20 protein-coding genes are annotated in these 25,005 nt (G+C 37.7%); 9 read left to right on the top strand and 11 right to left on the bottom strand.

Going from position 1 to position 25,005, the window contains the following annotated elements:
- Positions 1-80: 80 nt before the first annotated feature.
- The 6 genes from cas1 to FXW07_RS11040 are packed head-to-tail and all read right to left on the bottom strand — an operon-like array spanning position 81 to position 7,666.
- Positions 81-1,052: a CRISPR-associated endonuclease Cas1 gene (gene cas1, locus FXW07_RS11065; RefSeq protein WP_229395484.1), complete on the bottom strand. Its 972-nt coding sequence runs from the start codon at positions 1,050-1,052 to the stop codon at positions 81-83.
- Positions 1,040-1,699, bottom strand: coding sequence for a CRISPR-associated endonuclease Cas6 (locus tag FXW07_RS11060; protein ID WP_048117981.1), 660 nt, complete (start codon positions 1,697-1,699; stop codon positions 1,040-1,042). Before FXW07_RS11060 ends, cas1 begins: the two co-directional genes overlap by 13 nt.
- A gap of 1 nt (position 1,700) precedes the next feature.
- On the bottom strand, positions 1,701-4,136 hold the full coding sequence (gene cas3 / locus FXW07_RS11055; RefSeq protein WP_229395483.1) for a CRISPR-associated helicase Cas3': 2,436 nt from the start codon (positions 4,134-4,136) through the stop codon (positions 1,701-1,703).
- Positions 4,111-4,812, bottom strand: a complete 702-nt coding sequence (cas5b, locus tag FXW07_RS11050; RefSeq protein ID WP_048117987.1) for a type I-B CRISPR-associated protein Cas5b — start codon at positions 4,810-4,812, stop codon at positions 4,111-4,113. The genes cas3 and cas5b overlap by 26 nt, the downstream gene beginning before the upstream one ends.
- Before the next feature lie 9 nt (positions 4,813-4,821).
- A complete protein-coding gene (gene cas7b / locus FXW07_RS11045; protein ID WP_229395482.1) occupies positions 4,822-5,805 on the bottom strand; it encodes a type I-B CRISPR-associated protein Cas7/Csh2 in 984 nt (327 codons plus the stop codon).
- Positions 5,798-7,666: a TIGR02556 family CRISPR-associated protein gene (locus tag FXW07_RS11040; RefSeq protein ID WP_229395481.1), complete on the bottom strand. Its 1,869-nt coding sequence runs from the start codon at positions 7,664-7,666 to the stop codon at positions 5,798-5,800. The genes cas7b and FXW07_RS11040 overlap by 8 nt, the downstream gene beginning before the upstream one ends.
- A gap of 975 nt (positions 7,667-8,641) precedes the next feature.
- Here FXW07_RS11040 and FXW07_RS19335 point away from each other — a divergent pair.
- On the top strand, positions 8,642-8,767 hold the full coding sequence (locus tag FXW07_RS19335; RefSeq protein ID WP_255679033.1) for a hypothetical protein: 126 nt from the start codon (positions 8,642-8,644) through the stop codon (positions 8,765-8,767).
- A gap of 551 nt (positions 8,768-9,318) precedes the next feature.
- Here the strand turns inward: FXW07_RS19335 and FXW07_RS11035 are convergent.
- Entirely contained in the window at positions 9,319-10,041 is a 723-nt protein-coding gene (locus FXW07_RS11035) for a DNA alkylation repair protein (RefSeq protein ID WP_229395480.1), read from the bottom strand.
- 175 nt (positions 10,042-10,216) lie between these two features.
- Here FXW07_RS11035 and FXW07_RS11030 point away from each other — a divergent pair, with 175 nt between their 5' ends.
- Positions 10,217-10,711, top strand: a complete 495-nt coding sequence (locus tag FXW07_RS11030) for a GNAT family protein (protein ID WP_229395479.1) — start codon at positions 10,217-10,219, stop codon at positions 10,709-10,711.
- 300 nt (positions 10,712-11,011) lie between these two features.
- Here FXW07_RS11030 and FXW07_RS11025 read toward each other — a convergent pair whose 3' ends face one another.
- Positions 11,012-11,368: a hypothetical protein gene (locus FXW07_RS11025; protein WP_048153649.1), complete on the bottom strand. Its 357-nt coding sequence runs from the start codon at positions 11,366-11,368 to the stop codon at positions 11,012-11,014.
- A 530-nt stretch (positions 11,369-11,898) separates the two neighbouring features.
- Between FXW07_RS11025 and FXW07_RS11020 the strand changes: the two genes are divergently transcribed.
- The 4 genes from FXW07_RS11020 (at position 11,899) to FXW07_RS11005 (ending at position 17,788) form a co-directional block, all read left to right on the top strand.
- Complete coding sequence (locus FXW07_RS11020; protein ID WP_229395478.1) at positions 11,899-12,717, top strand: ABC transporter ATP-binding protein; 819 nt, start codon at positions 11,899-11,901, stop codon at positions 12,715-12,717.
- A gap of 417 nt (positions 12,718-13,134) precedes the next feature.
- Positions 13,135-14,946, top strand: coding sequence for a glycosyltransferase (locus tag FXW07_RS11015; protein WP_229395477.1), 1,812 nt, complete (start codon positions 13,135-13,137; stop codon positions 14,944-14,946).
- Positions 14,947-15,033: 87 nt separating this feature from the next.
- Positions 15,034-16,038: a DUF4921 family protein gene (locus tag FXW07_RS11010; RefSeq protein WP_229395476.1), complete on the top strand. Its 1,005-nt coding sequence runs from the start codon at positions 15,034-15,036 to the stop codon at positions 16,036-16,038.
- A 562-nt stretch (positions 16,039-16,600) separates the two neighbouring features.
- Positions 16,601-17,788: a glycosyltransferase family 4 protein gene (locus FXW07_RS11005; RefSeq protein ID WP_229395475.1), complete on the top strand. Its 1,188-nt coding sequence runs from the start codon at positions 16,601-16,603 to the stop codon at positions 17,786-17,788.
- Between the two features lie 293 nt (positions 17,789-18,081).
- On the opposite strand, the gene FXW07_RS11000 is transcribed toward FXW07_RS11005, so the two are convergent.
- The 3 genes from FXW07_RS11000 to FXW07_RS10990 all read right to left on the bottom strand — a co-directional run bounded on the left by FXW07_RS11000 (position 18,082) and on the right by FXW07_RS10990 (position 20,807).
- Entirely contained in the window at positions 18,082-18,717 is a 636-nt protein-coding gene (locus FXW07_RS11000; protein ID WP_048118073.1) for a DUF2150 family protein, read from the bottom strand.
- A 74-nt stretch (positions 18,718-18,791) separates the two neighbouring features.
- The gene (locus tag FXW07_RS10995; RefSeq protein ID WP_048118076.1) at positions 18,792-19,241 is read right to left on the bottom strand and encodes a UPF0179 family protein; all 450 of its coding nucleotides are present in this window, start codon (positions 19,239-19,241) and stop codon (positions 18,792-18,794) included.
- Between the two features lie 492 nt (positions 19,242-19,733).
- Entirely contained in the window at positions 19,734-20,807 is a 1,074-nt protein-coding gene (locus FXW07_RS10990; protein ID WP_229395474.1) for an NAD(P)-dependent glycerol-1-phosphate dehydrogenase, read from the bottom strand.
- 730 nt (positions 20,808-21,537) lie between these two features.
- Between FXW07_RS10990 and FXW07_RS10985 the strand changes: the two genes are divergently transcribed.
- The 3 genes from FXW07_RS10985 to FXW07_RS10975 all read left to right on the top strand — a co-directional run bounded on the left by FXW07_RS10985 (position 21,538) and on the right by FXW07_RS10975 (position 24,758).
- Positions 21,538-22,395, top strand: a complete 858-nt coding sequence (locus tag FXW07_RS10985) for a DUF63 family protein (protein ID WP_229395473.1) — start codon at positions 21,538-21,540, stop codon at positions 22,393-22,395.
- 78 nt (positions 22,396-22,473) lie between these two features.
- On the top strand, positions 22,474-23,217 hold the full coding sequence (locus tag FXW07_RS10980) for a stage II sporulation protein M (RefSeq protein ID WP_229395472.1): 744 nt from the start codon (positions 22,474-22,476) through the stop codon (positions 23,215-23,217).
- A gap of 377 nt (positions 23,218-23,594) precedes the next feature.
- On the top strand, positions 23,595-24,758 hold the full coding sequence (locus FXW07_RS10975; RefSeq protein ID WP_229395471.1) for a formate--phosphoribosylaminoimidazolecarboxamide ligase family protein: 1,164 nt from the start codon (positions 23,595-23,597) through the stop codon (positions 24,756-24,758).
- Positions 24,759-25,005: the final 247 nt, after the last annotated feature.

Raw genomic sequence — 25,005 nt, 5'->3', positions numbered from 1 at the left:
TTATAAAATCTTTATTTTTCAAATCATTATTTTTATCTAATCTTTACTTACTGTTTCACAAACTTATCGTGTTAAAAGCTTTATTTCCCGATCAGGCTGTTTGCAATCCTGTGACAGTCAAACTGGATTGTATTTCCAATTTTTATGTTCCTTCCCTTGTAGCTTATTTCTTTATCAAAAGTTTCATTGACAGCCTGGATGAGGACAGCTTTACCCTCTTTGTTGAGAGTCATTCCATTCGGGATTTCATCAAAAAAGCTGTCTGAAACCTGCTTTTTCGAAAAAAGATTGAAAACTGTCCTGTCAATATTGATGCGGTACATTTCTATCAGGTCAAACACAAACGACTTTTTGTTATAGTCATCTGTGTGGTTGAAACCGACATAAGGATCAAGCCCTGCTATAATGCACGCCTTTTCCACCCTTGAATATAAAACCCCATATCCATAATTCAAAAGGCAGTTGAACTCGTCCTTTGCAGGGTTTCGGCTCCTGCCATTGAATTTCCACCTGTCAGGCAAAAGAAAACTCAGAGCTTGAAAATAGTACCTGGAAGCCATCCCCTCAAGGCCCATTATTTTTCCCCGCATCTCGTCAAGTTTCCCCTCAAGGGCTTCAAGCTGAGCTTTCATGTCTTCCATTCCGGAAATATAATCGTCAAGTTCGTCTTTCTGGTCAGGTCTGTTCTTTTTGAGGTCTTTCAAAAAAAGGATCTGGCTGTCAATCTTCTGCTCAATCCAGCCTTTTGCAAGCCTGAACCCTTCGGGCTCGTCCGAAATTTCAAGCTGCCTTCTTCTTATGTAGGTTGTGCTTCCAAGTTTTGAGTGCCACACTCGTCCGTAAGGGTCTCCTAAATTATCCAAAAAAACGATATCAATATTGTTTTCTACTGCAAATTTGATGGCATCGGTGGTTATGGTTGCAGAAGTTGTAATCAAAATGCTGTCAACTTTCTTTTCAGATACCTCAAAGGTTTTGTCGTCAACTTTTACAAAAAAGCAGTTGTTCTGCTTTTTTAGAAATGAACCGCGGGTGTTGATTACAAGCTGCATCTTTTCACCGTTCCAAAACCGCGAGATACGGATTTTCCAATACCGAAATAGTCGGGGATAAGGAAGTTTGTGATAAAAGACCCTTTGAACGTAGCAATTTCCACTCCTTTCATTTTACTGCTACCGGGATGCAAATTTATCTCACATTTTATTTGCTCTGGAACAGTATACCCAAGGGACTTGGACATTGAAAGTATATTTCCGACTAGGGTCTTTTGAAGGAGTTCTTTTTGTTCGGCGGTTCCTATTTTCTTGTATCGATCTGTAAAATTTTCCTGATTGAGGGCAAACCAGGGAGTCTCAAATCTATAGGTGTGAAATTTGTCTGAAATGCCGAAATCCTGTTCTTTAAGAGATATCTTCTTTTCCAGGATTTCATATGTTGATTCGCCTAGCTCTATTTTTTCATATTTATTGAAAATTTCCTGAAGGACTTCTAAACCCTCGTTTATCCCGAAAACTAGAGGAATTCCTTTCAAAATTTTATATTGAACCAGGGGATACATATAGATAACTTTATCACAGTTATGTTGATGCAAAAGTGTATACTCATTAAACCGTGTAGCGAAAAAACCTCGAAGTTTTGAGGCGTTTGTTCCTACTTTTCGGTCAGGAACAAGGGTTAGAGTCAGCGTTTTGACTTTCATATCAATCACACATCATGGTGGACTTTAATTCAAAAACAAAACCGGTTTCAGGATCATAATAATGTTTTATTTGTTCAAAAGGAATATATCCTATATTGAGATCCTCTAGTTCTTCACAGAAAAAATCTTTTTTAGGCACTGAGATGATGTATTCATTGAATTTTTTCCTGATGGACAGGAATTTTTCTTTTCTATCCAATGGATTTTTAAGAGATTTCATTACGAGGTATTCTTTCCAGATTTCAGCAGCTTCTTTATCATTTTCTACAAACACATCTATTTTTTCGTATCCGGCTTTGTCATCTATTAGCCTGAAATCAGATGTAAGAGTTTTGAATTTAAGTTCATTTATGTATGAGAGTAGCTCTTTGGACTCATCTTCACTTGAAGTATCTTTAACTTTCCTGAAATAGTTGTTATTTAAAAAAAGCAGGTCTTTTTCATAAATTTCAGAGGGAAGGTCTTTCAACACTTCTTTTGTTTTGTCAATGAGAAAACTCGAATATATATATCGATGAAACTCTTTTCTTTCATCTTTCAGAATCACAATGTTTACTTGTCCTCGAGAACTTTTGGAAGAATTTCTGTTACATCTCCCTGAAACCTGATTTATTGAGTCAATTGTGGCAAAATCCCTGTAAACAACATCTACATCGATATCTACTCCGGCTTCTATAAGCTGAGTGCTAACAATAATTTTTCGTTTTCCCGACTTTTCTTTTATCTCCTTTATTTTCTTAAGCCTCTCTTTTGGGATAATGTTAGTAGAAAGATAATAATAATCACTATATTCAAGTTCTAAATTATTTAAATGGTTAAATATCTCAAGAGAAGATTTAACAGTGTTCAATACAAACAAAAAGTCCTTCTCGGGATTATTTTTGACTTCTGACTCAATTCTTTTCTTGAAATGATCCATATCCATTGGATTAAGATTTATATTTAACTTAACTCGATCAAATTCCCTGAAATACATATCTTTATTTTTTACCAGCTCAACAATTTCCCCTTTATCAGGATCAAAAATGAGAGGTTGAGTTGCTGTTACAAAAATGAAGTACGTATTAAAATATTCTGCAAAACCCGAAATGATCTGTTTTAACAGTAGCCAGTACTTATGAGGAATTGACTGGATCTCATCAAGTATTACAATAGAATTTGCAATAGTATGAAATTTCCGGAGTGAGCGATTTTTATTAGACACAATTGTGTGGAAAAACTGGACAAATGTGGTTACGATTATCTCAGCGTTCCACCCCTCGATTAAAAATAAACCTTTAAGCCCTTCAAATTCTTCATCGTCTTGCGTTCTATAAAAAATATCTGCAAGGTGATGATGTTTAAGTAGCAACTCCTCAGAAGGATTTGCGGTCTCAACTGTCTTAAAAACATCTTCAAAAACATCGTAATTCTGGTCTATGATACTCAAGAAAGGTAGAGAATAAATTATTTTTGCCTTGATTCTCTTTTCCTCTATTAATCTTGCTTTCAATTTTAATGCAAAAGAAAGTGATGTGAGAGTTTTTCCCGAACCTGTAGGGACACTTATTGAATATATTTTTTTATTGAGATCAAGTTTCTCAATACTTTCTGTAACTTCCTCATAAATCTCGTTACGCACTTTATTCATTATACCTTCATTATTTTGGAAACCCTTTTCTACCTTGTACTTATCCACAAGTTCAGGTGATATTTCTATTTCACTGGAAACATCAATAGAAGATGCATCTATCTTATCAGAGTTTATAAGAATTGAGTAAAGAGTTAACGTTATTAGATAATAACCTGTAAATTGCTCCTTCTTGAGCAATTTTATGAATTTCCTTCTATTTTTTAAAATTTCGTCAGTGATGGAACGGTGCTCATTGCAGAAAGTATCCATATCAAAAGAAATATCATACCCATCGAGTAACTTATCATATATTGTTTTCAATTCACCTGTATCTAATGACTTTATTTGAAGATCAATAATTTCAAGAGTATCTTCATCTATTAGTTCTCGTATTTCATCCTCGGTATCTTTTAAGTTTCCATGATGCCTTTTTACAATGAGATACCCTATGATAGGAATATATTCCAGAATATTTTTATCATTGAATGAATCCACATACTTTTTTAATATGTAATAGGTAAAAATAGCTGAGAAAAGGCCATGCTGATATTCTTTTTTGTTTTTTAAGCCCTTCTGGATGGAAGGATTAGTCTCCAAAAGATACCTTTGAAAATACCCTGTGCCTTTCCCAAAATCGTGACAAACTCCTATAAGATATGTCATTTTTGAAAAAGTATTTTCATCAATTCCAAACTTTTCCAGTGATAAACTTTTCTCCTTACTGGTTGAGATTGATTTGTTTCCTACGTTGGATAAGTGTCTAAATAATAGTTTATCGGGATGGGAACGAAGATGGAAATCACATGAAGACAATTCCTTCTCCATTCTCAAGCCTCCAGAGATTACTTACATTAGCAAGAATGCATTTTGCATTTTTTTCAAACAAAATTTTGCCATATTCTGTAACTTCCCTATTTGGAAGCATTTCTATTGGAATAGTTTCTGAAAAATACTCTTTTCCTTCTTCAAAACTGATTTTTATTAGCTCTTTTTCAGGAATTACAGAATGGATTTCCCTTTCGGAATCTGAAAGTTCACTGACAGCTTCCATTTCTCCTATGAATTCATAATTAGCAATGTGTTCACTCAGACCGAGACACAGAGTATACACCGATTTGTGTTCTTTCAACATAGAATAAAGTTTGTTATATACTTCCTCGGAAGAATGAGAAAAATAGATCCTGTATTTTACATCTTTCAATACTTCGAATCTGATCTGGGTTCTGGTCTTTATTCTGCTCATCATAGGAGCAATTTTAGTGTCGATTAAATTTTCTGAAATTCTGGTCTTTTTGATAGGATGACTTATTTTTACCGCAATATTTGCCTTTTCTTTAGAGAAATACTGCAGATACTCGTCTTTTCCAAACCCTTCTATAGCACCAATCATTCCTGCAATAGCCGTTCTAGGAGGAATAGAATATGTAAGGGGAGAAGTTGTAGTATAGTGTTTTCGGAAATGACCAAATTCTCCCCATACATCGAACACTAATACTTTCATGTTCTTAGCTCACATTGTTAGTATTTTAGTATTAATCCCGGCTTCCACAAGGCTTTTTTCAAAGTCAATCTCTTCTTCGTCATATGTAAACGTAATCGACTCATCCGAGCAAATCTGGGCATTTTCAATTTTATCTTTGCTTTTACCCAATACATCAATCAGCCTCTGGACCTCAATCTTTACCTGTGAAATATCCCGAATCTCTTCATCTATCAAATCAGACTTAAGACTGAAAAGGTTATTCAGATCTCCAATGTGATAATTTCCTTCTTTGTAATTTACTTTGAACAGGAGGCGGGGAACCTGGCCGACTTTTGACCTGGAAATAAGATTCTTAGTTCCATTCCACATTCCATCAAGAAGCAGGTCTATATCTTCCTCTGAAAGTTTCGTATCCTTAGCCGCGTTTTCATTAATAATTCCGTAAAAACTTATCAAAGAATAAGGTAAGAAATCCTCTTCACGGAACGTTTTTTGACTGGCTCCTTCCTTCGAAGCAAAAGCTCCCGTTCCACGGAAATGTTTCATGAAGACCTTATGCATTGATCTGCCTATCTTAAACTGTACAGGACCAGTATGAGTTATTGAACCGGTTTCATTTTTATTTCCCTTTTTGACTTTAAGTTCAAGTGGAACAGTTCCTCCAAATAAACGAACGTCAATACAATCAGCAAGAAGTTTCTCATTAATGGCGTTTTTACCAGTTTCGAATGAATCAAGAGGCTCATCAATTATCAAAAAATCTTTTGCCCTCATTTTTGCATCCTGAATAGAACCGTTTTCAGCTGAGATTTCCCTAACAAAAATTTCCTTACCTCTAAACTTGTAGAGATGATCACGTATTGTTCTCTTAAGCCTGACATCTGTTACAAGGTTTATTCCTGTTTCTTCATCAATACGTGGTTTATTTTCATCAAGTGGATCTCCGTTTGGATTTCCATCTTTTATATCATACAAAAATACAATTTCAGATCTTCTGTTTACTTCAGTCATTTTTAATCTCCTTTTCAGGTTTAGGTGACTTTAAAAGGTTTGATAGATTCATACCAAGAACAAAATAGAAACTGATTTCATCGTTTGACATTTTCCAATTATTGCCAGATTGAATCATGTATTTTGAGATCAGGTATTCAAGTTCTTTATAATAATTAGCATCATACTCTTCTAGTTTATTTATGATTTCAGGGAAGAGCCTTTTTATATAACGCTCATCAAGATTCAGGCCTCGAAGTTTAGTTCTGAAAGGAGCGCTTCCACGCTGAAATTTTTGAATATTTAGTAAATACTGAACAAGTGTGCCTTCTAAAAAAATAGCCTTCTTTGCATCAGTATTGAAAAAATGTTCAAATTCCGAAAAGATAACATTCGTTCTCTCTTCATAACCATTGTTTTCCTTTGGTGCCATGTCCCCTAATAAAGTCGATAAATTCGTAGAATTCACACAATTACCTCCTGTATAATTTCCAAGCAAACATAAATTACTTAAAAAGTCTAACATTTGGAATCCTAAAAATAGAGAATACCTTATTGGATTTTCATTTCTGAAATCTTTTCGAATACGCCGCATAATATACTTTAACAGAAAATCATAATCAATTGATGTTCCTGTAAATATCCCGTTTGTGATTTCTAAAAAGTATTTGTTTAAATCAGGGTCATCTAGAGTATTAGGGAAGAACCACCTTACATTACCTAATGTAAATTGGATGGATTTTACTTCGGTATCATTAGAATAATAATTACTGAATATTTTTCTTTTGTCAACGATTTCTTTGGATTTGAAAAGATCTCTTAGCCTTGAAGGAAGAATGTCCTCTATATACAAAAGAATTCGATATGCAGAATTGGACTTTTCATAAAATTGGAAATTAAAATTAAGATAATCATCCTCTTCACTTAGAATTTCAAGGATATCGTTTTCATTAGCTGTCAAAAATCTTTTATACTCTTTATTAAATGTAAATTTTTTCTCATTGAATTTCTCAAAAGTATCGAAAAGGTCCTCGTTAGTGCTATTATTAAGTAGCTTGGGGATAATGAGGAAATTAAACCCATAAAAACCAAAAGACATGTATTTTTCGATATATTCTCTTCCCGCTGTAATTTTCAAGGCACATTCGAGGCAAACGGGGTTATTTCTCCATGCTTTACTTTGGTCAAATCCTCCACTAACAAATCCCCGCTTATCTACGGTATAGAATTCATAAGGTGTAACAAAACCATAAACTTCTCTATGTGTTTTGCAAATAGAACATATTTTATTATCGGCTTTGGAAATAATACCATATTTACTGTAAAACTTGGAAGCCCCATTGTTCTTAAGGATCTTACGAAATACTTCAAAATCTCCGACATATCTGATGAAGTCATTTTCTTCAATAATTAAGGTTAATATCGAATTCTCCTTTGCATCGATAGAATTAACTTTAGGTTCAAGATCTAAAAGTATTTTATCTTCATTCTCTTTTATACACTTTCCAAGAAGCTCCAAAAATTGGACTTCTTCATCATCTAATATAGGCTTTGCTTCTTTCAAAGGCTTTGAAAACCAGCCTACAATCTTATTAGAGAACGTTTTATTGATTTCTGTGACTCGTGCAGTAGGAGTAATATCTGGACCATTAGAAGATCCTCTCTTATAGAGATATTTTACAATTTTTTCTTTTGAGTACTCTTGATGCTCGATTTCGTTAAACTCAAAACTTTTTTGGCAAGAAACCAACTTAATGCAAAATACATGTTTATAAGTTTCATTGCTTGCAGGATTTTCTACTAGAATTGACACAAAATCGTTTAAATCCTTATTTTCTTTTTCGAGCGCATACTCACCAATTTCTTTCATCGCTTCGATCATATTATTCACATCATTTCACATATTTCTTACATTAAATAGTGAACGACTATGTAAATAGCTATATAAATAACTGTATAACGAAATATATATATTTGTTTATTAACAACTAAATCTATAAATGTTACAGTATTTTTTATTTCTGTAACTTTTGCCTTAGAAGTAATGTCTTGGTCACTAGATAGCCTTTTTTTATAAAAATATGTTATAATATCCCTTGAATATTCTTGATATTTAGTTTCCTCTAATTCAAAATTTTCATTGATAGACGTTACCTTAAGACGGAGTCTACTCTTATGAATCTCATTGTTTGCAAGGTTTTCAACTAGAACTGATGATGGATCTTTTATAGTTTTTATTATATATTTCACCTTCTATTACACATATTTCCTACATTAAATATAAAACGATCTTCTAAAACTAAATTAGGAATAATCATATAAATAACTATGTAATGAAATATATTAATTAAGACATATTATAATTTAGAAGTATACAAGTCAAATATCGTTTAGATATTGTATGAAAAACTATCCTTGTTTTAATGGATTTGAGCATTAGTGCTTGAATGATGCTCATTCACATATTTCTTACATATTTCAACCCTTATTATAATGGATCTAAGTTTACTCTATTATAATTATTCAATCTATTTATATTCATAGGTTTATTTGTTAAACTATATAACGTCAATATAATATCGTATAAAGTCAGTTATTGAAAGACTTATGAAATTAAATGGATTCTAAATATCGGAACTCAGACTCAAACGAACTATATATATGCAAGAAATCTTACGGCTAAAAAATACAAATAAGCATGTTAAGAACACAGAATTAATAAAATCGGCAAATTGAATCGTTATATTATTCATATAGCATCACTGTGACTATTATTACATATTCATGTTTCTAGAAAACAAAGAAACTGATACTTGAAGAAATCCAGAAAGGAGTTTCTTCGGTTGCCCAGATTTCGGTGACTGCCGGAATTTCTAAAGGAATGACTTACAACCATCTTTGGGAACTCAAAGCAATGGGATATATAACCGATGGAGAAAATGGATACATTATAACGGACGCGGGAAGAATCGCATCGATTTGATTTTAAGAACTAATTGTAAAAATCATTTCGATTAGACCAATCAGAGAATACCTTTTTTGATCAGATAAAACTTTCAACAGCCTGTTTTCTTACTATTCTCCCTGATCATTCACATTTTTTCTCAAAAAATGAAACTCAAGTTTCTTAAAATCCTTACACAGTCAAAGAAATTTTTAAACGAAATCGATTTGGGGAGAACTTTATTATTAAAACGGTTAAAAGTGTTAAATTCGTATCATAGCTGGATAAATAGAACAAAATACTTGTGAAGAGATCCTTTTAACTGTAACGTAGACCAAAATTGTGTGAATGAGCTCCTGCAGAATTTAGTTGCAGGCAAAGATACAGGAATATAGGGGAACACCCGGGGAGTAAGGGACAAGATGCAGTATGGGGGTATTGTATCGGTAAAGCTCCTTACTCCTTTCCACCTCTAACTTTTCGTCTATACTCTTTTTGTCCACAATTTCTAATATTTTCTCATTTTTCTGGTTTCTATAAAATTTCTCGGACTTTTCCCTACTTATCCCTGCTTTTTTCCGGAATTAACTCTATTTTTTCCAGTTTTTTTCCATAGCTCTGGCTCTCAAATCTGGTGGCATTTTCTCGATTGCATATCTGAGGGCGGTTCTGGGCATCTCTTTTTTGTTATTCATTACGTATTCAAATACTTCCTGCCTGTGGGGTTTGCTGGCTTCTTTTAGCATCCAGCCGTAGCCTTTCTGGACCAGGTCGTCTCTGTCTTTGAGCAGCAGGTCGGATATTTCAAAAACATCGTCAAGGAAATTGCCTTTTCGGGCAGGCAGGATCAGGGTTACTGCAGCCGCTCGCCTTACCCACCTGTTGTCCGACAGGGCCCAGGTCTTGAGTTTTTCTACATACGCTGGAAATTTCTCTATAAAAGAGCCCACTGCATGGTTGCATAGGGTGTCACACTTCGCCCAGTTGTTAACGTAGTTTTCAACCCAACGCTCAAAGGTAAAGAAATCGTCCTCAGAGTAATTATTTCTTACCATGTAGGCCCACTCGGCTGCAATAAAGGCTTCCTCGCAGTAATCGGACCTAAAGAGTTCCTCGCACAGGCTAAAGATCTCTTTTTTGTCTTTGGACTTTATTTCGTTAAAGTAATTTTTCACAATTCTTCCCACAAACGCAGATTTTACTCCGTAGCAGTGAACTTCTTCTTTGAAAAAGCGAGATGAGCTGGCTTTTGTTTTCTCATCCACATTAAGGGCTAGTTCCTCTCTTATCCTGGGTATAATATTGGGTTCCACAGTTTTCTATTTAATAAGAGGTGTACTTATATTTTGTTTATATATATTTACATTTTATTCATCTTTATTTACATTCCACTTCCACATTACTTTTAAAAATTTTCAGAATAATTGCAAAGTATATATAAAAACAGAGCCTGAAAACATTTTTCATAAAGAAATTCAATTTCTATTTATGCCCAAAGTAAAAATTCGCCCTCAAGAACTCTTTGATGCCAAATGTTTCTTTGATATAATTACACGTACAAATCTTGAGTTCATTGAGTTTCCTATAAAAACACTTGATGAAGAAAGGTATTTTCTGGGGCTAAATGAAACTAAAAGAAAGGCTAATTTTGAATACAACTTTTCCATTCTCTATTACGGAAGACTTGTGGGAGCCTGCGGGATAAAGATCGACCAGCATAGGCCCTGGATAGGAGAAATCGGATACTTCATTGACAGGGACTATCAGGGAATGGGAATTGCAACCGAAGCTGTTAGACAGCTTGAAAAGGTCGGTTTTGAGCAACTGGATTTACAGAGAATTGTCATCCTTATGGACACTCGGAACCTTGCAAGCAAACGCGTGGCCCAGAAATGCGGGTACAAAAAAGAAGGCACAATGAAAAAAGTTCATCGCATAGGTGAAGATTATTACGATTGTTTCCTTTATGCGAAAATCAGGTAATGGAAAAATTATGCAGGGCGAAAGAAATTAAGATATGTCTGGACGGGTGTTCGAAAGGTAAAATCAAACAGTCTGGAATCGTCTGAAATCATTTGGAATTTATTGGAATTTATTGGAATCAATGGAATTAATGGAATCATTTGGAATTCTTAGGATATGTTGGAATCATTTGGAATTAATTTAAATAAATTGGAATTATTTGAAATGATAATTCAGTTCAACCTGTAAACCTGTAATAAGGGACGGAAAAAACAGACCGTGAACTAAGAAAAACAGGCAGGTTGCACAGGTCTGACTGAATCAGACAAGCCCGATAGCCTGTATAAGGCTGTTTCCATACCAGACGACCATCAGATTATTTGCGGTTACAAAGACCCCAACGGATTCTATAATATGTTTTGTGAGATTCCATTTTTTCCCCGACGATTTTATCATAGGGGCTGTATAAAAAAGCAGGAAAATAAAACCTACTTTTACAAGCAAAAGGTGGTATATCCCGTAATTTTCCAGAATCATTGCAGGAACCGGATTATATTCTGTACCCTGAGATAAAGCACAAACAGTGGAGACCCAATCTCCAATTACATAGAAAAGAATAATGAAACGTATCTCGTAGAGGTAAGAACTGAACGAACCCCGAACGTTGTAGACTTCCAACAAAGAACCTCCCAGAAATCCCCATTTTCCGGTAAAGGCAAAACTATATTATAAGATTATATATACGTAAGAAACAAAAACAAGAAACTAAAATAGAGCCTAATAATTTTTAGAAACGTCATGATAAAAATTTTTAGACAATTTGGGGCAAGAAAACGCGTTAAATGAATGAATATATTAGCGAGCTTGTTACAGTTATTAGATGTTTGCACTTTGATATTTGCACTTTGATATTTGCACTTAGATGTTTGAACTTAGATGGTTGTACTCATAGATTTATTCAGTTTTATTATTTCGGTTGCAATATTTTAAAAAAGCTAACTGTAAACTTTAAACAATTATATCTAAAAGTATATGTTAGTCTATTCATAGAAAACAAACATTATATTCATTGAATCACATTCACAATCAATGAAATTGCTTGCAGATGGCAGCATTTTCATGCTAATTAAATAAAATCTTAAACTTTTGGCATTCCCATTCATAGTGTTCATGAATCTTTTATCCACATTTTCAGATAGATGGTAAAAATGACTCAAAATATGGAATTTCCAGGGAAGACTAATTCTCCTTCTTTGCTTGAACTGAAAAATGTAACCGTTGTCAGGGGTGGTAGAAAAATCCTTGATTCGGTGTCCCTGTCAATTGGGCAGGGAGAACATGTTGCGATTATCGGGCCAAACGGTTCTGGGAAATCTTCTCTAATCAAGACATTTACAAAGGAATATCACCCTCTTGCAGCAGCCGATGGGCTTGTTCTCAATATTATGGGCAAAGGGACCTGGAACGTCTTTGAGCTCAGGAAACTGCTCGGGATAGTTTCAGGGGACCTTCAGCAGACATACTTCCGCCAGATTAGTGTGCTGGATGTCGTACTCTCAGGTTTTTTCAGCAGCATAGGAATTTACTATAATCATAAAGTTACCCCTGAAATGGAAACCAGGGCAAGGGAAGTGCTTGAGTTTCTTGAGATTTCCCACCTTGAAGACAGGCTGATGTCCGAACTTTCCTCTGGAGAAGCCAGGAGAGTACTTATAGGGAGAGCCCTTGTGCATGACCCCGAGGCTCTGATTTTAGATGAGCCTGCAAACAGCCTTGACCTCAAAGCTCTTCACAGCTTCCGCGAAATTATTCGGAAAATTGCCGGCTCGGGAAAGAGTATTATTCTCGTTACTCACACCCTTGAAGATATTATTCCTGAAATTAACCGTGTGATCCTCATAAAAAACGGAAAAATCTTCAGGGACGGGCAAAAGCAAGAAATCCTGACCGACGCAAACCTATCTGAACTGTTTTCCATGCCGGTTGAAGTCGTGAAGAAGAATGGTTACTACCAGGCCCTTATCTGAAGACCATGCATGGATTAAAGCAAAAGAGCTGACAACGTGAAAATATTAATGCAAGCATATTAAAAATCCAGGCTTCTCAATAGTTCAGACCTTTCAATATTTCAGGCATATCAACAATTTCAGCTTATCAGCAGTTCAGGCTTCTCAACAACTCCGTAGTATCAGAATAAACTGATACTAAGGTCTGCTTTTTATCAATATCCTCAACAGGTCCCGCTTTTTTCCTTTTTTTTCCTTTTTTTCTTTAATCTCAATATGTCTTAATTTATTCTAACAGATCGCAGTTAACTTCAATATTTTCGTCATACATACTGCATCCCTTACAATTTTATCTTCCAATTGATACACTTTAATACTTATACGTGAATTTAAACATAAATTATAACTGAATGGCAAAAGGCCCTGGGGGATTAAAATTTGGGAAAACATTTTGTCATAATTGCCGGAGAGGAAGCAGGCCCTAAATCAAATAAAATGGGCGGGATCTGGAATGTTATTCATGAAGAAGCACAAACCCTTGCTGCGCTTTTCGGTTCAGGGCAACTGAATACAAAAGAAGACAAAGAGATCCTTGTTGTGGGCCCTTATTATGCTCACAGAGGCGCGGACTGGAATCGAGGATTAAACCGGATTACGGATATGGATGAATTTGAATCCCTGAACCCTGGCGAAGAACTCCGGAAAAGCCTTGAATCCCTTGAAAACTCAGGTATCAAGGTATTTACAGGATGCAAGTTCGTGAGGGGGACGAAGATAGGCTATTTGCAGTTTCAAACCTCTGATTTTGGAAAAATACGTTGCATGTATCAGGGAAAGGAGATGAACCTTGAAAGCAAGATCAAATCCGAAGCCTATGAGCACCTTGGGCTTGATTCCCTGAGATATGAAAATATGTCAAACGGGCCTGAGTATACCCATTACCTCTGCCTGTCCTATGCGGTTTCCGAACTTGTCAGGCTCCTTCTAAGCACAGCTTCGGAAAATTCCGAAACCACTGGTGCAGCTTCAACTCATAGTTCTATTCCCTGCCCAGGCGTCTCTCTGCACTGCCATGAATTTGGAGTATTTTATGCGCCAGCCAGGCTTAAGAAACTTGGAATTCCAGTAAATACTGTTGCAACTCTGCATGCAACTCTGCCTGGAAGAACTGCAGGATATAACACTATCCAGAAAAGAAGGAATAATGACAGCACATGGCCTTCAGGCGTGCCTGAAAACCTTGCTGCCCTTGAAACGCTGGCTGCATATGCCGATACGGTTACTGCAGTAGGAGAATCGACCCGACAGGAAGCCAGGCTCTTTTACGGGATTAACGGAATTGTGATCCGAAACGGAATAACCATAGAATCCGACAAGATAAACTGGGACCTGAAAGAAAGCTCCCTTGAACGGATCCGAAAATTCCTTTCCGAAAATCTGTATAAGTACCACGGAGGGGAAAGGATAGAACCCGAAAAGATAATCCCGATTTTCACAATATCTCGCCTGGAAGTGGAAAATAAAGGATATTCGGACCTTCTCGATTCCCTTGTTGCACTTGAGCACATAATAAAAAACAGCATTCTCGAAGGGCATATGCAGGAGGGAATCAGGGTAATCTGTTTCCTTGTTACAGCCGAAGGGTCCAAAACAAACCTTCCGTCAGGATTTCCTGTGAACCTGCCAAAAGAGGTGCTTGTAGGAAATGAACTGAGAATCCAGCAGATGATTGAGAAAAGGGGGCTGGATTTTCCGAAAATGGTACGGGGGAAACGCTCGGTTGCAGCACTTTTATACCCACAGATTCTTTCAAGCTCGGATGGAGGGCTGGGTATGGAAGTTGGAGAATTTATGGCAGGCTGCTGTGCAGGCATTTTTCCCTCGCGTTATGACCCCTTCCTGCTCACAGGGCTTGAAGCCGGACAAGAAGGGACTCCAAGTGTGGTCAGTCGGGTATGCGGCTTCAGTGATGCCATAAAGACAATTGAGTCCCTTAAAGAAGCGCTTGGTGGAGTGATAGTAGTAGACAATATAGGTCTTTCCTATTACGAAACAGTCCTTGACTATGCCCTGGCGGTCAGTTATTTTACACGGAATTTCATAGAAGATAGGGTAAAGTATAAACTTCTCTGCAGGGAAGCCTTCCTCCTTGCAAAAGATATGGACTGGAAAGCTCCTACTGAACAGTACTATGAACTGATAAGTGGGGCTCGGTTCTGCAAACAGGAAAATGCTGCTGGCAGGAGATAAAAAGAAGTTAAAATATCAGGAAAAACGAATATCAGGAAAAACGAATATCAGGAAAAACGAAAAGAAATATGGTGAGGTTTTCCTGAAATGTCAGAAATCAGAAAGCATTACTTTCTTTCAGAGTACTGTATAATTGCCGAAGAAAGAGCTAAAAGGCCTTCGGATTTTGCAGTTGCGGACAAAGGCCGCGGGAAAAATGGATCTGAAAACTGCCTTTTTTGCGGAGGAGCCGAGGAAAATACTCCTCTTGCCACTGCTGTCTATAAAAATGGGAAAATCTATTCAGATACCCCTGAAAAAAGGGTACGCAACTGGGATTTCCGCTGCTTTCCGAACCTTTATCCTGCCCTTTCACTTGTGTCCGGGTCCCCAGAGCCGGAGAAAAGTGGGCTGCAGGCTGAACCTGGATATGGGTTTCATGAAGTTATCGTAGAGTCACCTTTGCATGGGAGAAGGCTTGAGGACTTTTCTAAATCTGAAATTTCAGAACTCATGCAGGTCTATAGAGACCGTACATGCAATTATGCAACCCGTGAAAATATACGCTACGTTTCCCTGTTTAAAAATTCAGGGGAGAATGCAGGGGCTTCGATTAACCACCTTCACAGCCAGCTTCTTGCCCTGCCGTTTTGTCCTTCTCCTCTGGCAAGGGAATTGAAGGTTATCAGGAAAATAAAGAAATGCCCTTACTGTGAAATCTTTGACCTGGAAAAAGCGTCTCCCCGTTTAATATCTGAAAATAGTGAATGGATAGCCTTTACTCCTTATTCCTCAATGGGACCATTTGAGGTGTGGTTCCTCCCCAGAAAGCATGTCAGTTCTCTTGGCGGTTGCAGTGACCAACTTCTTTTTGCTCTGGGGGATATTCTGAAAGCCATTCTCAAAAGTTATGGACGAATTCTTGGAAAACCGTCCTTTAATTACATGTTTTACCAGCTTTCCGAATCTCCTGAATATCACCTGAACATTCGTTTGCTCCCCAGGATTTCTATTCATGCGGGTTTTGAGCTCAATACAGGAACTTATATTAATACGGTTTCTCCGGAAAGGGCAGCTTCTTATTTACGGGAAGACCTTATGCATGGAGAATGAGGCTTGTAAAACAAACTGATTAAGAGGATTCAAAAGAGTTATTTTTATTTATAACTTAAATTATAACAAAAATTTACAGATATATTTATCTACCATTAAAAAGGAATAAAGTTAGTAAAATATAAAAAATCCGATTCTTTATACAAAAATTATCTTCATGTCACGTAAATCAAAGTCATACTCCTTTTGATTTATACGACTCGTTGAAGGCTTAAGGGGTATAGAATTATAGACAGATTCTGGCGAGCTGGATTCAGTAAACTTAAGATAAGTATAACTGAACTAACTAATATACTTTTAATAAAGGATTAATCCAAATAATTAATATATACTTTTAATAAAGGATTAATCCAGCTAATTAATATATACTGTTACCATAAATTCTTAATGTACCCTATTGATAAATTAGTATAAACTATTACTATAAATTACTAATATCACAAACCAGTAATATGACCGAATTCAGCAAACTAAAGAATGTAATTATTAAAAAGGCAAGGGGGAGCCTGCATTCTTCGTTACTCCTTAACTCCCATTTTGATAAAAAGGGATAAGTGAGCTTATGAAAAAGATTCGAATAGGAATATTTACCTGGGAAAGTTTGTATTCGATACGTGTAGGGGGGATCTCACCCCATGTGTCCGAGCTCTCTGATGCTCTTGCGGCAGAGGGGCATGAGGTCCACCTGTTTACACGAGGCCATGAAAACAAAGATGAGGTGATAAATGGGGTTTATTATCACAAAATTGCCTGTGATCAAAATGGAGGAATCGTCGAGCAGATGAACCATATGTGTGATGGTATGTACTGCCGGTTCCTTGAAGTGAGAGAAAGTGCAGGGGAATTTGATGTTCTCCACGGTCACGACTGGCACCCTGTAAATGTGCTTTGCAGGATAAAAACCCAGTTCGGACTGCCCTTTGTGATGACATTCCACAGTACTGAATGGGGGCGTAATGGAAACCTCCATGGAGACTGGTGGGAGGCAAAGGAAATCTCACACAGAGAGTGGCTTGGAGGCTATGAATCTTCGGAGATTATCATAACCTCGACCATATTGAGAGAAGAAATCAAGCATATCTACAAAATCCCCGATTACAAGCTCTGGGAAGTTCCCAATGGCATAAACGTGGGAAAAATAAAAAGACAAATCGACCCCGGAGATGTGAAAAGGCACTATGGTATCCATCCATGTCTTCCAGTGGTGCTTTTCACGGGAAGGATGTCCTATCAGAAAGGGCCTGACCTTCTGGTGGAAGCTGCTGCTAAAGTACTGAAGAAAAGGAATGCCCAATTTGTGCTTATCGGTGAAGGAGAAATGCGCTCTCAGTGTGAAAATCAGGCTAATAGGCTTGGCATTGGAAATTCATGCAATTTCCTTGGGTACGCTCCGGATAATACTGTAATAGATTGGTTCAATGCCTGTGACCTTGTGTGCGTTCCCAGCCGGAATGAGCCCTTTGGAATTGTGGTGCTTGAAGCCTGGGACGCAATGAAACCGGTAGTTGCAAGTGATGCAGTTGCCCTCGTAGAAAATTTCAGGACAGGCGTTATTGCACATAAAGAGCCCTCTTCTATTGCCTGGGGACTTAATTATGTACTTGAAGGGCTTGGCCACAATAGAATGGGAGAAAAAGGTTATGATCTTCTTAAAAAGCGGTATAACTGGAAAACCATAGCTGAAAAAACTCTCGAAGTATACATGAAAGTAATCGAAAAACATGAGACTGAGGCAGAAAAAGTCATTTGAAGCTCAGGAATTCGAGATAAAAGTACCTTTAAATATTTAATTTTTTTAACATTTTTCATAATATCTAATTTTTTAACACATTTTTGAGCTAATATTTAATTTTTGTAATTGATTTTTGATCTAATATTTGGTTTTCGGCAAAGTATTGAGTGCTTTAAGTCTATTTATCTTCAAATTTACTCCTTTTACTTCAAAATTTACTCCTTTTATTTCAAGATTTGCTTCTCATAAATTTTCAAAGGACTTCCGTATTCCTAAAAACTGGAAACGGAATCCTTTGTTTGTAGGAGAGTTTAGGCTATATCCTCTTCATCCTCTTCATCAAATTCCTTGTAGCTATCGCTTCCTACCATTGCAGCCGAGATGGAGTCAATTCCATCAAGCCATTCTGCGACAATGCCGTAGGGAAGATCGGCCATAACCTCTTCAGGCAGGCTTTTTCCTTTCAGTACGAGTGCACCGCATTGTGCAGTATAGTCAAGAGCAATCTCAAGATTGTCAGAGGATTCTGCCTCAATGGCTGATTTTACAAGCTCTGCAATATTGGCTCCCTCATCATAGTCGCCCATAACGTAGCATTCGAAGGCGATAAGAGCCCCCATCAGAGAGGTCTGGACAGAGTCGATCATAAGGTTGATATCTTCTGAAATTGGCTCGACATCGGAAAGTACAATGTCCCGGATCTCAGCCAGGATTTCCAGAGCTGTTTCTCTGGAGAGCATACCCTTGTCAAAGCGTGCAACTACTTTCAGGCAGGCCAGAATCACATCATCAACCATATTTACGAATATTGCACTTTCTTTTCCAGATTCATCTTCAGACTCTTTAATCTGGAAACCGCTCTCTCTTGCCCGTCCGAGCCAGTTTTCCCAGCGCTTTTGGGTATAAAATTCATAGGGGGGGACCTGGTTCATTCCTTGTTCAGGCACTTATAACACCGCTTCTTACCTTTTTTATTTATTGATAATCAATCTTACTATTACTAAAATGTGTTTGTTTACATTCACCAGGACAATTTCACTTTTTTCAGGGAATAGTTTGCTTCACACTTGGAATCAAGGTTTTCGAGGACCTCTACAATTTTGCATTTATCGCCTTTTACGAGTCCCTCGGGGTGGCAGGTCTCATAAATCTCGCATTCTCTCTTGCCACATTTTGGAGGCTCATACATGATTCTTGCCCCGTCGACTGCTTTTCTTGATTCCAACGTAGTAAGGATAGGTGCCTTGCTCACATCGACGGCAAGCACGCCGCTATCATGCAGGAAACATTCATGGATATCTTTGTTCCTGATTCTTTCGACTCTGTACCTGCGCCCGGGTTCGAGGTTAAGACAGGTATTTTTCAGCCGGCATTTCTTACATTCAGGCATCTCACCTTTAAATATGAATTCCAGCCCTTCCCTTGCAAGCCGTGATCCGATAAGTGTTATTTTGGTATCGCTTTCTGTCATAATAACTCTTCCTTTTAATTGTTTTTGGGCCTGTGCCCCATTTATCGGGGTCACCTGGAGCTTATTCCAAGATAATTTGAAGTTCAATATCTGGTTTGATTTGAGATATTTCTTTAATTGGAAAGTTAAGTGATTATTTGATTGGAAAGTTAAGTGATTACTTGATTGGAAAGTTAAGTGATTATTTGATTGGAAAGTTAAGTGATCGCCTGATTGGAAAGTTAAGTGATTACTTGATTGAAAGTTAAGTGATTACTTGATTGAAAGTTAAGTGATTACTTGATTGAAAGTTAAGTGATTACTTGATTGGAAAGTTAAGTGATTACTTGATTAGAAGTTAAATGATTCCCTTATTGAAATTTAATAGACTCCAGATTAACCTAATTTTTTTAACCGGTACAGGTTGTTGGATTTCTGAACTGAAACCTACCTTAAACTCGGTATCTTGAGCAGGCATTCATTCCTAGCTTTAGACTGAATAAGAATAACTTTTCAATTTATGACCTTTGTGATTTTTGCAACTTTCTCAGCCGCGGAGGGATTAAGGCCACTACCGAGAATTGTATAACGCTCAGGGCGAATGCTGTGTGCATGTAACAGGGCTTCAATTATATACTTATCTTCGATACCCAGTTCTTCGGCAGTTACAGGAGCCCCTATCTTTTTTAAGGCTTCCCTTATTTCCTGCCAGTTTCCTCCGTGGAGGTACATCATCATAATTGTCCCTACTCCACATTGTTCTCCGTGGAGCGCGGGTTTTGGAGCTATCTTGTCAAGTGCATGGCTGAACATATGTTCCGAGCCCGAAGCAGGTCTTGAAGAGCCTGCGATACTCATCGCAACCCCATTCGATACAAGAGCTTTTACCACAAGCCTTGCCGAGGTCTCGTGCTCAGGCTTAATCGAATCCGCACAATCAATAATAACTCGGGCAGCCATACGGGAAAGTGCTGCAGCATATGCCCCAAAATATTCATTCCTGAGTCTGCTTGCAAATTCCCAGTCCAGCACTGCTGTATAATTGGAAATTATGTCTCCACACCCAGCCGCAAGAAAGCGGAAAGGGGCTGCTGAAATAATCTCAGTATCTGCAATAACGGCAATAGGAGCCTGGGCCTGTGCAGACGTACTTATCCCATTATCCACAATTGAGGCACGGGAAGATGCGATGCCATCGTGGGAAGCTGCCGTCGGCACGCTAATAAAAGGAAGTTCAAGTCGGGTCGAAGCAAGTTTTGCAAGGTCAATAGACCTGCCGCTCCCAACCCCAAGGAGAAAAGTAGCCTCTACTTCAAGGGCCTTTTCCATAACTTTTTCGACCTCTTCCTTAGTAGCTTTGCACGTCAGAACCGTTTCCGCACTACAACAACCCGCACTCTCAAGGAGGTTACCGACTCTCTTGCCTGCAATATTCTTTGTAGTACTTCCGGTTACGATCAGCGCATTTCCTTTCAGTTTCAGGTCCCTGCAGACATCTCCAATTTCCTCAAGCACGCCATGCCCGACAAGCACATCTCTTGGAAGCTGCATCCATTTTGCGCTGTTTTTGTTAATGGTCAATTTCATACCTGCATCAGTATTCAATTACGATAGATTGTAAATTGGCTCTTATAAACCCGAATATACGTACGAAGTAATAAGTTTAGAGTATCAATAAGTTTAGATTATCATAAGTTTAGAGTATCAGCAGACTGCGGCATATCAGGTACATTCAATTTCGTTAACTCATTAACTTGATTCTTTATAATCCCAGTCTGGAATACGTCTCAAGTCAGAGATCTTATTAATATTTAAAAATGTTTTCAGGTCTGATATGTTGTTTAAAATGTTTTTTGGGTCTGAGATCTTATTTAAAGTGTTTTTTGGGTCTGAGATCTTATTTAAAGTGTTCTTTGGGTCTGAGGTCTTATTTTAAGTGCATTTGAAGCATGAGATATCAAAACTCATAATTTATAATTCTTTACTCATAACTTATTTAAGACTATTTCCATGTTTATATTAGAATAATCTTTATGTTTATATCATTATAAATTCTCTATTCTTACCATTATATTATGTATGACAATTTTACTACTAACATATCATAACTAATTATAAAAATACAGTAATACATCAAAGCTTATATAATATTGCTAACGCTTATTGGGTAGAACCCTTCGGAAAGAAATATCTTATATTAGAACGAAGATCGAGCACCGGAGAAGAACACTATCCTCTTGATTAAGGAAGTAAGTTCGGCATATACATTGTAAGTATTGATTGTATTAGGATATTGCCATTTTGAATGAGTGATAAGATGAGTTTTTCAATAGATAATATCTCACAGTTTATTAATACCTATTATCTTGACCCCATAAGAGGTGATGAAGGGTATAATACTGTAAATACCATTACCTGGGCAATAATACTGGGTATTTGTATATTTGGGGTTTTCAGGCTGCTCGAAAAGCTTGAGGTAAAAATAACCCCTCGCTTTATTGCATCTGTCCTGCCTTTCGTACTTGCAGGGTCTTCCCTGCGTGTAATTGAAGATTCTCCTGCAGGTATCTTCCACCCGCCATTTAGCTATCTTCTCATAACTCCCAATATTTATTTCCTGGTTTTTGCGATAACCATAAGCTGCCTCTGGCTTTCAATCCGCATGCAGAAAGCAGGGCTTGTAAAAGATTTTCATCTCACTTTTGCAGGCTTCGGACTCGCATGGTTTTTCATAAATCTCGCTGTCCTCCTCCATTTCGATAATATAGTATACCCTTACGTTCCCGTATTCGTAATCGTGGCAGGAATAGGTCTAACCTTTATCTTTTATCTTATTGCCCGTCATTTCAAGTCCTCAATATTCACCAATCCCCTGAACCTTTCTATCCTGATGGCTCACTTGATGGATGCTTCTTCGACATACATAGGAGTAGATCATCTTGGATACTTTGAAAAACATGTAGTGCCCACCTATCTTATTAACTTGACTGGCACCGCATTGGTTATGTATCCATTAAAGCTTATTATCTTTGTAGGGGTCCTTTATGTGCTTGACACTCAGTTTGAGGATGACGAGCGTTCCTTGAACTTGAAAATGCTGATAAAAATGGTCATTTTGATCCTTGGTCTCTCTCCTGCAACCCGGAACACTATCCGGATGATGATGGGAATTTGAGATAAAAAGATATTTAGCAGGCATCATATGTATTTGGAACAGAATTAAATGAGCTGAAAATTACTGGTGGGGATAGGTATGGAAAGAGAGGACGATTATAATTCGGATGAGAGAAAAACAGGAGTACAGACTGCAGGAACTCCTGAAGGGGAGATGGAAAACCGGGGATATGCTGCAGAAGAGAAAGATTTCTTTCCCGGAAGCAGCGCGGCAGAAGCCTGGCACGATAGCAGAAAAGACCCAAAAAAAGGGTTTAAAGGATATCTGCGATTTATCTGGCCTTATGCACTTCTTATGGCCTTTATATTTTTTGTATTTTTAGTTGTAGGCTATTATTCAGCTGCAAGTTTCCCTTCTATGGCTGAGACTCTCAGAGAAAGTTTTAGCTCCCGCTTTGCGTCAATCATGACAATGAACCCTCTTTTCATAATGTTTACAATTTTTCTTAATAATGCATTTTTAAGCCTGCTTTTTCTGGTGCTCGGGCTGGCTCTGGGAATTCTTCCGGTAATTTTTATAGCCTTTAATGGATATGTTGTGGGGGTTATCGTTTATCTTATAGCTCAGGAAAGAGGAATGTTCTTTATTTTGCTTGGTCTTCTTCCCCATGGGATACTGGAACTGCCTATGGTCTTCCTTTCTGCAGGAATAGGACTTCGGCTCGGATACCAGGTATTTTCTGCCCTTATAGGTAGACCTACCCAGATAAAAAGTGAATTTAAAGAGGGGCTTACGTTTTATTTCCACTGGATCTTGCCTCTTCTTCTGGTTGCAGCCATAATTGAGACTTTTATTACACCTGTTATCCTCAGGTCGATTTAAGAAAGTGTCAAAAACTATGAAACTCCTAATCCGGAAACCAACCTAAAAGTATCAAAAACTGAAGGAAACTCTGAATTCGGAAACCAATGGGAAAGGTTCAGATATCTGTTCTGGTCTAACTTTTTCTTGCTTTAGAGCTTTCTTGCTTTCTTTCATTATATAAATGATTACTTATATTAGAAAGGGATTTTATAGGTAAAAGCCGTTAATGGGGAAAACCTCTCAGGATTTTTACTTCATAATCTCTGGTGAATAGTCGTGAGACCTGCATTTCGAGGAATCTCTCTCGAGTGGCAGGTTTCAAAATCATATCTTAAAGTCATACCTATTACCATTTCATTGAAAGGATTTATTTCCAAAGCCAAGGAACATTAAATATGATTGACAGGAACGAAATTAAGGAAATCGTTGAAGGCTACTATACCCACGCTGATAAGATAAAAGTCGGAACTATAGGCTCTCACTCAGGACTCGACATCTGTGATGGGGCAGTTGAAGAGGAGTTCAGGACTCTTGCTGTATGTCAGGCTGGCAGGGAGAAAACATACAGTGAATACTTCAGGGCTCAGAGAGACCTTTCTGGAAAAGTAATGAGGGGGATTGTTGACGAGGCCGTTGTTTTCAAAAAATACAACGAAATTCTCCTGCCTGAAAACCAGCAGAAACTGGTTGACGAAAATGTGCTTTTTGTCCCGAACAGATCCTTTACTTCATACTGCAGTATAGATGAGATTGAAGAGAACTTCAGAGTGCCTCTTGTGGGAAGCAGGAACCTTCTCCGAAGCGAGGAACGCAGTGAGCAGCAGAGCTATTACTGGATTCTGGAAAAAGCAGGGCTTCCTTTTCCGGAAAAAATCGAGTCTCCAAAGGATATTAATGAGCTTGTAATGGTCAAGCTCCCGCATGCAGTAAAAAAACTCGAAAGGGGATTCTTTACCGCTTCAAGTTACAGAGAATATACGGAGAAATCCGAGGCTCTAATTAAGCAGGGAGTTATCACACGTGAGGCCCTTGAGAATGCAAGGATAGAGCGTTATATCATAGGTCCTGTGTTCAACCTTGATATGTTTTATTCCCCAATCGAGCCGAAAATGAGCAAGCTGGAGCTCCTTGGGATTGACTGGCGCTTTGAGACCAGCCTTGATGGGCATGTAAGGCTTCCTGCCCCGCAGCAAATGTCCCTGGCAGAAAGCCAGTTAACTCCTGAATACACAGTGTGCGGGCATAACTCTGCAACTCTGCGCGAGTCTCTCCTTGAGAAAGTCTTTCAAATGGGAGAAAAATATGTAAAAGCGACACAGGAACATTATTCTCCTGGGATTATAGGGCCTTTCTGCCTGCAGACCTGCGTTGATAAGGATCTTAACTTCTATATTTATGATGTGGCCCCAAGAGTAGGCGGTGGGACTAATGTTCATATGTCAGTAGGTCATTCTTATGGCAACTCGCTCTGGAGAAGACCAATGAGTACGGGAAGAAGACTGGCCTTTGAGATCAGGCGTGCCCTCGAACTGGAGAAGCTTGACGCTATCGTCACATAAATTTATTAAGGCTTTCCGGCATTAGTAGATATTAACTATGAAGGTACCGTAAACTTTAAAAGTATCACCTGAATCTGCAAGCTTTAAACCGTGATACGAAAACATAATTATAAAATTTACCCGAACTTATAATTCAGGAAATCCAGACTATGGGCCGGGGAATATTTCCGTTCCCCCAAACCCGCTTTAATTCAAAATTGCATTTTAAATTACAGACCAGATGAGTTAAGGGTTGGAATCTGCGGAC

The sequence above is a fragment of the Methanosarcina sp. DH1 genome (genome assembly GCF_020804205.1).
GTDB lineage: Archaea > Halobacteriota > Methanosarcinia > Methanosarcinales > Methanosarcinaceae > Methanosarcina > Methanosarcina vacuolata.
This window is presented reverse-complemented; position numbering and strand designations above follow the sequence as displayed.